This window comes from Pseudoalteromonas sp. NEC-BIFX-2020_015, assembly GCF_012952265.1.
GTDB classification, from domain to species: domain Bacteria; phylum Pseudomonadota; class Gammaproteobacteria; order Enterobacterales; family Alteromonadaceae; genus Pseudoalteromonas; species Pseudoalteromonas neustonica.
The window spans coordinates 97,787-111,261 of sequence record NZ_JABCJL010000012.1 but is presented as its reverse complement, the minus strand read 5'-3'; the positions used below and the strand labels follow the sequence as shown (position 1 = coordinate 111,261).

General features: G+C 37.1%; 7 protein-coding genes. 2 read left to right on the top strand and 5 right to left on the bottom strand.

The window, feature by feature from the left end; all coding sequences use genetic code 11:
- Positions 1-410: 410 nt before the first annotated feature.
- From HH219_RS10970 to HH219_RS10960, 3 genes are all read right to left on the bottom strand, one after another.
- Positions 411-926 (bottom strand): DUF6436 domain-containing protein, encoded by a 516-nt coding sequence (locus tag HH219_RS10970; RefSeq protein ID WP_169327463.1) that lies wholly within the window; start codon positions 924-926, stop codon positions 411-413.
- Positions 910-2,376: a methyl-accepting chemotaxis protein gene (locus tag HH219_RS10965; protein ID WP_169327462.1), complete on the bottom strand. Its 1,467-nt coding sequence runs from the start codon at positions 2,374-2,376 to the stop codon at positions 910-912. Before HH219_RS10965 ends, HH219_RS10970 begins: the two co-directional genes overlap by 17 nt.
- Positions 2,377-2,473: 97 nt before the next feature.
- Entirely contained in the window at positions 2,474-3,028 is a 555-nt protein-coding gene (locus HH219_RS10960; protein WP_169327461.1) for an isochorismatase family protein, read from the bottom strand.
- A 147-nt stretch (positions 3,029-3,175) separates the two neighbouring features.
- Between HH219_RS10960 and HH219_RS10955 the strand changes: the two genes are divergently transcribed.
- Entirely contained in the window at positions 3,176-7,717 is a 4,542-nt protein-coding gene (locus tag HH219_RS10955) for an EAL domain-containing protein (RefSeq protein ID WP_169327460.1), read from the top strand.
- Positions 7,718-8,019: 302 nt separating this feature from the next.
- On the opposite strand, the gene HH219_RS10950 is transcribed toward HH219_RS10955, so the two are convergent.
- Both HH219_RS10950 and HH219_RS10945 read right to left on the bottom strand, forming a co-directional pair.
- A complete protein-coding gene (locus HH219_RS10950; protein ID WP_349251616.1) occupies positions 8,020-10,437 on the bottom strand; it encodes an ATP-binding protein in 2,418 nt (805 codons plus the stop codon).
- A gap of 442 nt (positions 10,438-10,879) precedes the next feature.
- Positions 10,880-11,767 (bottom strand): cation diffusion facilitator family transporter, encoded by an 888-nt coding sequence (locus HH219_RS10945; RefSeq protein ID WP_054205008.1) that lies wholly within the window; start codon positions 11,765-11,767, stop codon positions 10,880-10,882.
- A 240-nt stretch (positions 11,768-12,007) separates the two neighbouring features.
- On the opposite strand from HH219_RS10945, the gene HH219_RS10940 reads away from it, so the two are divergent.
- Complete coding sequence (locus tag HH219_RS10940; protein ID WP_349251615.1) at positions 12,008-13,423, top strand: diguanylate cyclase; 1,416 nt, start codon at positions 12,008-12,010, stop codon at positions 13,421-13,423.
- Positions 13,424-13,475: the final 52 nt, after the last annotated feature.

The window sequence follows — 13,475 nt, the reverse complement described above, 5'->3', positions numbered from 1 at the left end:
TCAATATTTATTTGTACAATTTTTTTACTATTTATTGCTTCTTTTGCAAGGTGTTGATTTTTAAAAGCAGACGATATTTAGTCTCCATTAATGATAGGAAATTTATAATGTTCTACTAATTCTGATGTGACTGCTACAAGGGCGCTAACAACATGCTAATAGCTAACTTCTTCACTTTAACGACAAGAGCGAGCCTACTAAAAATATCAATAACGATTAAGTTGTGATTTATAATTACCGCAAATAGCGATTGTAATGAGTAACAGCGATCTTCAAAGACTATTAGAGGATAAGACTTATAAAGTTCAACACAAAAAATTATGGTTCTACGCAAATATTTATACGCAAAGGCCCTATCTACAGTGACTAGTGTGCATTAACGCTAACTCTTCTGTAATTTTGATTACACGTTAACTAATACAGTAACAGCCCTTTGCATCTGAAATAACTAATTCACTATTAAAACCTGCGAGTAAGTTTGATATCACTAACTCAACAAAGCTATCAGATGCAGAGCATGCGAGCCCTTCTGAGAGTGGTCCTGCATAAACTAATGCGCCATATGCATCAATTAGCACCGCAGCAGGCGTATTAGGGATCACATCTTTTATTGTTGAGTTATATGAATGTACAACAACATCCAGATCACTACTAGCAAGGTTCTTTAGTTGCTGGATATGTGTTTTAGAACGTTTAGTACACCCACATTGAGGATCAACAAAAAGCGCCAGCGTGGCCTTTGATAAATCGTCACTTTCAGTTAGGTTTTTAAATTCAATTAACCAACCTGACCGTTGCAGCTTACGCTTAGGATCAAACTCTTGTAACCCCGATAATTGAAAGTAGCCTAACATCAATATTACGCATAACAGCCAGATAGTAATGGCTATGGCAAGCCTTTTATCTAATTTACTTAAATTTTGCAATACTTTGCTCTAAAATATCGATGCTCTCATCAATCATTTTCACTTTGGTAGCAAGCTGCTCAATTATTTCTGTATCTTCTATCTGATACTTTCGTAAGTTCTCAGCACCAGAGGCTATTCGAGTCGTATTAGCAACTTGTTCTGCAACAACTTGAGCTACTGAATCAGTGCTTGTAGCAACCGTATTTACCTGCTCTATCATTCCCAATATGTTCTCTTTCATGGTACGGCTGATTTGCGTCAACTGCTCAACAACATCCATACATTGAGTCATTGACTGAGTTGAGCTGCGACTATTATCGACTAAATCATTTAACGTTTTTGCTATTTTATCTGTGGTCGCTTTACTATTGTTTGCAAGTGAACGTACTTCATCTGCTACAACTGCAAAACCTCGCCCTTGTTCGCCAGCTCTTGCAGCTTCAATTGCCGCATTAAGTGCTAAAAGGTTTGTTTGTTCTGCGATACCCGATATTTCATTTAATAAGGTAGATATTACGTCACATGCGGCTACTAAATGATTTATTTGTTGTTCCGTATGATTTAAATGTTCTAACAATTCATGGCTTTTATTGTCTGTTTCCTCTACATCTTTAAATACACTACTTGCTGCGTATGTAATTGAATCAACCTGTTCTTTTAATGTTTCACTTTCTTTTTCAACTAAGGTGAACCCTTGAGCAACTTCCAATCCAGACTCTGCAATATCATCTGTTTGCTGGCTTCGTACACTCGCTGCACGAGCGAGATCATTTTGAACAGCAACTAACTGTTGTGAGTTATTTTGTAAAGATACCGATTGAATCTTCACATGCTCAATAACATGTGAAACTGTATCTAATAGTGTATTAAATCCCTTCACAGCTTCACTTTTAATATCATCACCACGAATAGATAACTGAATATGGACAGGATCAATCATTATTTTTTCAGTTGCGTGGCTCAATGACAAACCTCCGCGACGTTCTAATTGCAGTGTTTTTGCAATATATCCTGCAACAAACGCCTCTACAATCGCATAGGATGCATGAATTAGCACGGTTGTGAATGCAAGTCTATCAGGGTCAAACACATAAAAACCGCTATTCTGGGTTTGTAAAAAATAAAATGATATATGATGGACAGCAACAAAGAGTAATGCAGTAATAAATACTCGCCACTGCATAAACATAATCAGTACGGCCATTAGAATAAATATTTCAAAATGTATCTCAATCAAGCCAAAGCTTTGTTGAATATGCAAAAAAGAAAACATCATTATAGCGGCAGCCACAACATGTGCTGTAAAAGGGTGTTTTGGTTGAGTTTTAAGTAACCAAAGAGGAAATAGTAAAAGGGGTAATCCGACTAAAAATGCAGGTAGCAACGTGTCAAAATACCAGCCTAGTGCTAATGATTCGACAAATAAAAAACAGAAAATCAACGTAAACAAACGATTAACACTAGACATAAAAATCCCTAAAAAGAACATACCTGACATACAGAAAAAACCATACTTAATGAGTATAAGCGGTTAAACCTAAAGTACAATATCCTGTTTTTTCGAATTACTTCACTATTTTAAGGATCTTTTTAAAAAGTGGCGTTGCTGCAACTTCTGTCCACTGAAAAATAACACTCTCAGCACAACTGATCACAGCCCCTGCTTGGCGCAATTGTTCTACAGCCAAATCGCGATGTAAATCATTTCGTGAGCTCACACCGTCTAATAGTATAAAAATATCAAAACCATGCGCGATTAAATCCAAACACGTTTGCAATACGCATACATGAGCCTCCATACCTACTACAATAATTTGTGGGCGATTACATTTTTTCATTAAAGGAATGAAATTAGGCTCCAAACACGCACTAAAATGACTTTTATCAAAATAGTTACCATTGGGTGCGAGTGCTTTTAATTGTTGTTCGGTATCACCTAGACCTTGTTTATATTGTTGTGTAAACACGATAGGAATCGAATGCAATTGTGCTGCCTGTATTAATTGGCTGGTAACGTCTACCACAGTTTGATAATGCAACATTGCGGGGCGCAGTTTTTCTTGAATATCCACTACTAAGAGAACACTTTGAGACGCTTGTACATTGTAGAAATGACGCATAATACACTCCTTATTTTATTAGGGCCAAACTTAATCATAACCCTTTTATCATTTATCGCTAATTCTTTAATTAAACTATAAATTCTTATGCTATATTTAGCATTCTACTAACATAATTTTAGCTTCATTATTGGGATAGTCTTATAAGTGCGTTTGCATATTGTTGTTTTCATTTTATTCGCCTTACTCTGCATTTTGTACAGCACTACTTCACATGCTCAAAATTATGCGCTACAACTGCAACGTCTCTCCCCTGATGAGGGTTTATCTCAAGGTTACGTCACCAACACATTACAAGATCATCTTGGCTTTGTTTGGATTGGTACAAAACAAGGACTCAACCGTTTCGATGGATATCAGGTAAAAACATTCACGGGTGAGCAAGGGTTAGACCAAGCATCGATTTTATTCCTATTTGCCACCGAAAGTGATGAGATTTTTGTCTCAACAGAATATTCAGGGGCTTTTCTTATTAACCCGGTAACACTCGTCACCAGAAAGGTTTATTCAGGAAAACTAAGTGAAGAAGATAAACGTTACTCTCCTATTAATGCGGTTAAACAAAGAGGGACTCTTTTTTATTACGCAATCAATGACCACGTTTATACGTTTGATAGTAAACACAGCACCTTCACACATACATTTTCAATAAATAAACCTGAACACCTTGTTCGTGCATTAACTATTCATAATAACTTTATTTACATAGCAACTAGCAATGGCTTGTATTCTAAATCTTTGATTGATGATCACATCACCAAAATCCCACTGCTGAGCAAAGACAAACTAAATGAAGATAATAATAATATAAAGTTCTTACATGTAGACTCTCAATTAGGTTTGATGGTTGGTACTGTTGAAGGCTTTTATAGCATTTCTCTCGATAAAAATAGCCAGTTCGACTTTGCAAATATAAAAACGCTAATACCGCATCACAATATTTGGGATTATATAAATACACCCTTTGGTGAGTTTGTTGTCACTCAAGATGGCTTATATCAATATGACCGTCACACTAATCAAAGCTTATTTATACTGCGGTTCGATCAAAGTAAATTTAACATGACCGATAATACTATTTTAGATGTCATGGTAGATAAAACAGGATTAATGTGGCTTGCATCTCGCTCACAAGGTGTTTTTACGTGGTCAACGTTTGCTCGTCGTTTTAATAACATCGAAATTACAAGTCGAGATAAATTACATAGTAATGTCGTATTATCTGTTTTTCAAGATGACACTAATGCACTTTGGCTAGGTACTAATAACGGTTTAACACGCATTAATGAAAAAGCGGGTATTACCAAAACTTACCTAGCAACAGCAGATACAAAAGCATTTTATGGACAATATAGCGTATATGGTATTGCTCCTGCCGAGCTAAACGAACCAAACAGATTTTTATGGCTATTGCTTTATAATGGCCTAGCTTTGTTTGATAAACAAACAGAACAACTGCTTCCAACTCCAATGCAAGGGATCACCCAGAATATTTTGACCGAAGGACCAACATATGGTTACTACCAAATTCAAACAGATACATTTGCATTTTTTAGCGAAAAAGATTTTTATATTTACGATGGTAAAACAGGTAACACACGCCCCATTAGGGGCCTCAAGGAGCAACTTGATCCTATTAACGTGCATAGATTTTTAAAACCTCTTAATACCTATCCTGATGATCATCTTATAAGCGTCTCTGGTGCACTTTATCGTTATAATGAAAAGCGTGAAAGGTTAACTTTACTCTACGAAGTTAAAAATTATAATCCGCTTTCCTATATTACGATTGATGATTGGGTACTGGACTATAACAATATCCTTTGGCTTGCTTCTTCTCAAGAAGGCTTAATAGGCTTAGATGCTAATACCTATGAAGAAAAATACAGAGTCAATCTCGCCAGCGGTCTAAAAACAAAATCGATCTTCGCTTTACAGATAGATCCTTTTGGTTTTTTATGGGTAAGTAGTCAAAATGGCTTGTACCGACTCAATTTAAGTTCAATGCAAATTGATACTTACACTGTTAGTGATGGTTTAACCGTTAATGAATTCAATGTTGATTCACATACTCAGTTAAGTGACGGGAGACTGGCATTTGGCACAACGTTAGGGTTGTTAACTTTAGCCCCGCAAGATTTTTTATCTGTACCAAGTGACCAACAAAATATTACAACCGAAATTACTGATATATCATTATTTTCTCGTCCACTCGACTACCACCCATTAAAATATAGTGAACAACCTCTTCAGTTAAACTCCGAAGATATGGGTTTAGAAGTCAGTTTTTCGAATTTTAATTTTCAGCATATAGATAAAACACACTATAAAGTGTCTTTACAAGGCCCAAGCCCTTTTAGTTATGAAAAAATAAAAAATAATAATGTTTTTTTTACTAAGCTCCCTCCTGGCGATTATCAATTATCCATTGCCGCATACCATATACATGGTTCTGGAATGGGTAAAACCCGAACTCTGGATTTTAGTATTGCATACGCACCGTGGCGCTCTCCTCTTGCAATCAGCCTTTATTTTATTATTGGACTCTTTATATTATTTATTATTTTTTGGCAATATAGATCACGGCAACAAACGATAAAACTAGCTCACGATAAAATACTCGACTCGCAACAGCAAACTGAGCTTGCGTTATCTAGCAGTAAAAGTGGCGTGTGGGAAGTAAACTTTTTAACGCGCAGCGCCACTCAGCACCGAGTAAAGCACGAGCTAGGGTATGAAACCCTGCCCCATACACACAGTTTTGAACAATTTACTGCGTTAATTCACCCTGATGACAAGCGCCAGTTAAGCTTGGATTGGGCTGCATTCCTAGAACAAAAAAATCAGCAACAATGGCAAGCGACATACCGTTTAAAGCACGCATTAGGCCACTGGCTGTGGTATCAAGATATTGGGGAAGTCATTGAAACCGATGAAAATAAAAAACCAATTCGTGTATCGGGTATATATACAAATATCACAGAAAGTCGTGCAACAGCGCAGCAAGCAGCGGTTTTAGGTGAAGCGTTTAGTCAAATAAATGATTGGTTGTTAATCTTAGATCATCAATTACTCCCCTTTTCTGTTAATAACAGTTTTGCAGATGCTTTTTCTGTTGACTCAAGCCCCGCCACTTTAAATTTAAAAGGGTTTTTAGCTGCGTTAGGCAAACAACAATACGCCGATTACATTAAGATACTAAATTCACTAAAACCCCGACAAAACTGGCGTGGTGATGCATACATAAAAACCAGAACAAACCCATCGCACCCAATTCACATTAGTATTACTGCTGTTGCTAAAGACAGTGACTTCGTCAGTTATTATGTCGTGGTTATATCTGATCTAACTGAGCAAAAAAGAGCAGAAAACGAACTTAGGTACTTAGCTAATTACGATCCATTAACTAAGCTCCCTAACCGCACACTGATGTATCAAAAAATCAATCGGGCAATAAAAGATGCCGATAAGCGTCAAACTTTATCAGCATTGTTATTTATAGATTTAGACAAGTTTAAACCTGTAAATGACTCATTTGGTCACGCGGTAGGCGATCAGCTACTATGCGATATTACGCAAAGAGTCAATGCGATGTTAGATAGCTATGGAGTTTTAGGCCGTCAAAGTGGTGATGAATTTTTGCTCTTAGTAAATAACCTCAACTCACCTCAGGCACTTAGCGCACAAGTCAAAGCACTTACTATCGAGCTCGCTAAAAGGGTTGTTATTGATGATTTTGCCATTAACATATCAGCAAGTATCGGTGTTGCTCTTTATCCCTTTGATGCAAAAACCGCAGATCAATTGATCCGACATGCTGACATCGCAATGATGCATGCTAAACAATCTGGGCGTAATGGGTTTAAGTTTTTTACTGAGCAAATGAATGACCAAATTACACAAAAACTCTTGTTAGAAAATGCATTAAAGGATGCATTTAAAGATGATCTACTTTTCAATAACTATCAGCCAATCGTGAATGTAAAAAGTAAAAAAATCAAAGGTGTGGAGCTACTGATGCGCTGGCAACATGAAGGCCAGTTTATCTCCCCTGCAAAATTTATCCCTATTGCAGAAGAAACAGGCCTAATTGATGTACTGACCGAACAAGCACTTTCCCGTGCACTTAAAGAGTTAGCGCCTTTGTTACGTGCTAACCCACGTTTTTATTTATCTCTGAATTTATCGCCAGTACATATACTAAAATCCAACTTAACAGAGCGCTTATTGTTCATTCTCACTCAACACCATATAAAACCTGTACAACTGCGTTTAGAAATTACTGAAAACACGCTACTTGATGATAAAAATAAAGCAGCAAAGCAGCTACAAACACTCAGAAATGCAGGATTTAAACTATTACTCGATGATTTTGGTACTGGTTATTCGTCTTTGACCTACTTAAATCAATTTCCAATCGACGTGATAAAAATCGATCAAAGTTTTGTTCGTAAAATCGGTCAAGACAGTGGTAATGAATCAATATTAAAGACCATTCATACACTTGCTGAAAACCTTAACCTTTATTGTATTGCTGAAGGCGTTGAGACAATCGAACAAATACGCTTTTTAAACCGCATTGGTTGTTATGATTTACAAGGGTATTATTTTGCACGGCCAATTACCGCTGATAAGCTATTAAGTGATGACTACATTAATAACGTGATTGATAAACTACAAAGCATTTAAAAAAGAAGCGAATGCTTCTGAAATAAAATAGCCTCAAACTTAAGGTTTACAACTAGAGCGTGTTGACCTTTGTGGATTGAAATTCGTTCAATCTAGGGGCGATTTTATCGCGGCGCGAGGTTTGTAACCTAGCGGGCTCGATAACTGCTCCTGCGTTATCGCCTATTTATGGGGAACAACCACACGACATAGGCGCTGCCTTGCCTAAATACCAAATAGACTGCTGCAAAATCAATCACGAAAGGTCAACACGCCCTAGTATTAATAACGTCTAATCGCGGTTAGTAAATTACCGAAAATGATCATGATTTTAGCTTTCCGACCCATTTATTTAAACACTTATAAAGCAATATTCTATCAACTGGCTTAGCAATAAAATCATTCATGCCTACCTGTAAACACCGTTTTTGATCATCTTCAAACGCATTTGCTGTAATAGCAATAATAATTACATCAGCATACTTTTCAGGGTGAGTTCGTATCGCACGCGTACACTGAAAACCGTCCATATTAGGCATCTGACAGTCCATTAAAATAATGTCAGCTTTCATGGTCTCTAAACACACAAGTGCTTTTTCGCCATCGCTCGCTATATGTAATGAGCACCCAGTGTCTCCAACCATTTTTGAAATAACCATCTGATTAATTGGATTATCTTCAACAAGCAGTACATTAAAATCAGATAAATCAGGCACAGGTTGTTCATTATTAACTGGCTCAGATAATTGCGCGACTTTCACCGGCACAGCGATTGTAAAGCAACTTCCCTCACCTTCTTTGCTTTTTAGTTTTAAATTGCCGCCCATTAATTCTACGATTCGCTTACAAATAGCCAGCCCCAGCCCTGTGCCACCATATTGCCGTGTGGTTGATATATCGGCCTGCGTAAACTCTTTAAATAGCTGACTTTGTTGCTTTGCCGAAATACCAATTCCCGTATCACTAATTGACAACGATAACGTGCCGTCAAAATATGAAACTGACATTTCAATTTTACCGCTTTTAGTAAATTTACCTGCATTATTAAGCACGTTGTTCACAATTTGACTTAACCTCAGAGGATCGAGATCCATAACTTGAGGTACATTGGCAGCAATCTCTAATGTAAAAGCAACGCCTTTTTGCAGTCCTGTATTGGTAAATACTAATGTCAGTTGATTTAACAATTGATGTAAATCGACTGATCTTGTATCGAGTTTCAGTGCGCCAGCTTCAATTTTAGAAAAATCTAAAATATCATTTAGGATCAGTAAAAGATTGTTTGCGCTTTGTTGAATCATTTGAAGGTGCTCACTACCTTCTTGGTTTATTGCTTTATTTTTAAGTAATATATCTGTTAGGCCAATAATACCATTAAGTGGTGTGCGTATTTCATGGCTCATATTTGCTAAAAATTGCGATTTAGCCTGACTTGCTTTATTCGCCAGCGCAACCGCTTTAATCAACTCATCTGTTTTTTCGTTTACTTGAAATTCCAAGCTCACATTAAAGTTTTTTAAACGCTGATTTAGTGCTTCATTTTCATTATTTACTTGCTCTAAATCTCTAAAATTTGACGTCAAATTAAATTCAAGTGTTGCAAATTGACGCTGCAAACTAAACACTTCAAGCCATGAATTATAAGAATTATCGATGGTTGTTGCCGTTGCCGTGGGCTCAAACTCATCTATTTGGGCTGATAACTGCTTTATTGGCCTGACTAACCAACGGCTCAATTGAGTTATAAAAATGCTGATCAAAGCAATCACAACTAATGCTAAAAATAAAGACTGCATCCATGCGCTTGCTGCAACTAAATTTGCATATTTTCGCTTCAATAATGTTGCAACATACCAGCCTTGCTGCTCCGATAGATAAGATTGCACATAATACTGCTCTCCATCAAGTTCTGTTACCATCACACCACGTTCGTCGCCACGTAAAGCATCTAGTTGTATTGAGCTTAATTGGGTCAATACCGGATAGTGATCCCCTAATGTGCTAAATACAACTTGTTTACTCGCATCTAAAACAATCAACTCACCGTCGTTTTCAAATATTATGGGTCTAAAGCGAAAGAAAAAATCAAAAACAAGTGAGCCTTCAACAATACCTTGAAACTCGCTATTTTTGTAAATAGGAGCAGACACACCAACAATAGGCACATTGCCTAATCCCCTACTTTTAAATATATTTGAAATATACCCTTTAGGTGAGTCTTTGCCTTTTATATAGTAATCACGATCGGCAATGGAGGGCGCATCATCTTTTAAGCTTTCTTTTAAACTCATTGGATTAAAAATACGTGCGATAGCCTTATTATCACTCACAATAGAAGAACGTAAGTTTGGATACAGCCCCATTAAATGGTTTAGCGCAACCTCCTCATCCATGCCTTGCTCAATTGCTTTTGCGGTAAGCACTACGCCTCGACGATAGTCATTCAGATACAAATCGATTTTGGCCGCAATATCTTTCGATTTTTCTCCTAATTGCGATTTAACTTCATATTCAATACGCGCATAGTGGTTATTCGTAAGCACGATAGTTGTTAAAATCACCACCAATATAATAAGTAAGCTAACGATATAATTAAGAATTTTGTACAGGGATAGGTCGCGGGTTTGCCAAGATTTTTTTAAAAAGAAGAAGCTAAGTAAATCAATCACACTTAAAACAATGGCAGCATTTAAAAAATATTTAACTAAAGCTGTGGCAATTTCTAAGGCAGGGAGCTTCACAAAAAAATAGCCAAAAACAGCTAAAAGGGGTGTACCTATTAGTAACCAGTATACAAGGCCCCTAACAAATAAAGGTTTAGCGCTGCGACAACAAAAAAAGTAAAGCCATATTACCTCGCCAGTAAAGACAAGTGATGGCCAACAGTGCCCCCAACGATAAAATATAAATGCGGCACTAAATACACATGTGAGCAAGGCATAACGTAAGCCAAAGCACAATAATGTAAGAACAACAAAAAATTGACCAAATAAAAATTCAGAGCTGTCTAAAAACCAAAAAGGTAATAAGTTAACAGCCCCTGCTAGTAAACCCAGTACTATTGAACAACTAAAAGCAAAATATCGTTGCTGAAAAATCGGCAAAGGCTTAACCTATCAAAGATCCATACTAATAAAAGTAAAAGAAAAAACCCGTTTTGCCAAGCAAATAAGTTCATTTAATTTAGTGCGTACAACCATTACTTTCAATTTGCAGTACACTGGTAACCACATTAAATTGTTGCGCAAGCAATTGCTCCACCTTTAATCGGCATGCCTCGTCGTGTTTTTCTTTTGTACAATGTTGTTTTAAGACGACGTGCGCACCAACAACAAGCTCTTTTTCGCGCCTAATGACAGTTACATTGTGTACATTTTCAACGTGCTCAACTTTGCTTATCGCACTTTCAATATCGCCTACATCAGGCAATTTAGCCTTATTGAGCCATAACCCTTTAACACAGCTAATAATCACTTTTACACCGGTAAACATCACAAACAAAGCGATTAACATGCTTGAAAGTATATCAATCACTGTCCAGCCAGTCAGGTAAATCAATACGCCGGCAATAAAAGTAGACACCGTCGAAATTAAATCAAAGAACGAATGTAAGAAAACGGCATAAACATTAATACTTGCTTTGCGTCCTTTATATAAAACCCACGCAGCAGCGCCATGAAAAAGAAAGCCCGTTGCGGCTATTACAGACATCAAATAACTATTTACAGGTGCGCCTTGGCCCTCATGATGATGTAAAAAACGCTCCCCCCCTTCAAACAAAATAACCATGCTAATTGCTAAATAAAGACACCCATTTAACAAGCCACCACTTAACTCTGCTTTTTGATATCCATCATTATAGTTTTTTGCTAAATGAATAGCTAAACTCGAGGCAATAAGCGCGATAAATAACGAACTATTATGTACAAATAAGTGCCCTGCATCAGCCATAACAGCGAGAGAATTAGCATAGTAAGCCCCTATAACTTGAATGACCATAAAAGAACATGTGATAGCTAATGCTATTAGTAATCGACGTCTGGAAGCTTTGTGAGTTGTAATATCGGTCATGAAAAGCGGTTTTTACCTATGCTTAATGGTGCTAAATGTCATCATTTTTAAAGATGCAGGAAAGAGTAATGATATACAATATCAATTGTAATACTTCCTATGACTAAACGCACTAAAAACTTAGTACTAACCCACAGCAATCTCGCAGCAATTTAAGTAACTATCTATTTAAACAAAAAAGTACCATTCTCATTCAATTCACGTTAAGCTAAAAGTGTTAACAAGACGTTAGGGAAACCAGTGAACAACGCTTCTACAGGTACAATAGATTCAGTAAAAGACATATGGCATGCACTCCAGGCTTTGCCCATAACAATAGCGTTATTTGATCAGCGCACTGATTCTGTTTTTGCCAACCCATCAGCGCAAACACTACTAGGGATCCCCGCTTTAGTTACCTCTGCACATGATGCCTTATCCCATTTACATATTTTTGAGACACTAGATACCAGCTTACCTTCAAACGTTAAGCCACCAATCCATCTCGAAAACGGACAAAATATAAATGTTCGTTACAGCTATATTGCACAAAACCTTATCGCACTTATTTTTGAAGTGCAGCATGAACCTGATAATCAAGCCGATTTTGATGAGGTCATCGCGAAAATATCAGCTCAATTAATTGATATTCAAACTGAAAACCTAGATCAACAAATTGAAAGTGCTTTAGAGGCCATAGGCACATTCTGTCATGCTGATCGCAGCTACCTGTTTCAATTTAGTAACGATGGCAAAGAAATGAGTAATACCCATGAATGGGTTAATAGCAACATCAATCCCTTTAAAGATGAATTACAAAATATTCCACAAAACTCATTGCCTTACTTTTTTAAAACTATGAACGAAAAACACGTATTTAACGTGCCTAACGTAAGCCTGTTACCCGTTCAGGCGGCCGCAGAAAGAGAAGAGTTTGAATCTGAAGGCATTAAATCGGTTTTATGCATTGGCCTACGGTCAGACAATACACTCTTTGGCTTTATAGGCTGTGATTGCGTTAGCAAAGCACATAATTGGACTAATACTGATTTAATACGCATAAAGTTAGTAGGCGAAATAATTGCAAATGCACTTAAAAATGTTGTTTATAAACAACGTTTAGAACAAACCCAACATCAGCTGTTAATTGCAAACCAAGAACTTAAACTTCAAGCAAACATCGATAGCCTGACCGGCATAGCCAACCGACGCTGTTTTGATCAAACTTTAACGAATGAAATACAAAGAGCAACACGCACCTTGCAGCCCGTCAGTTTAATCATCTGCGATATAGATTACTTTAAGTTATACAACGATAATAACGGCCACCAAAAAGGTGACGACGTATTAAGGCAAGTAGCCCAAGCACTGCAAGCACAATGTAAACGCCAAGGTGATTTAGCAACCCGTTATGGCGGTGAAGAATTCGCCATTATTCTCCCGAGTATTGATACAGAGCACTGCCTACAGTTTGCCGACTTATTACAGCAAAGAATACATGAGTTGAATATCCCGCACTTATACTCTGACATTTCACCACAACTCACTTTAAGTATTGGTTGTCATACCTGCTTTGTAAGTAAAGAAACAACGCCAGAAACCATGATTGGCGCCGCAGACAAAGCACTCTACAACGCCAAAAATGCAGGCCGAAACCAAGTTCAGCAGATAGGTTGAATCAAAATTAAATCATCAACAATGATATGAATTCACAACCTAAACCATGTAT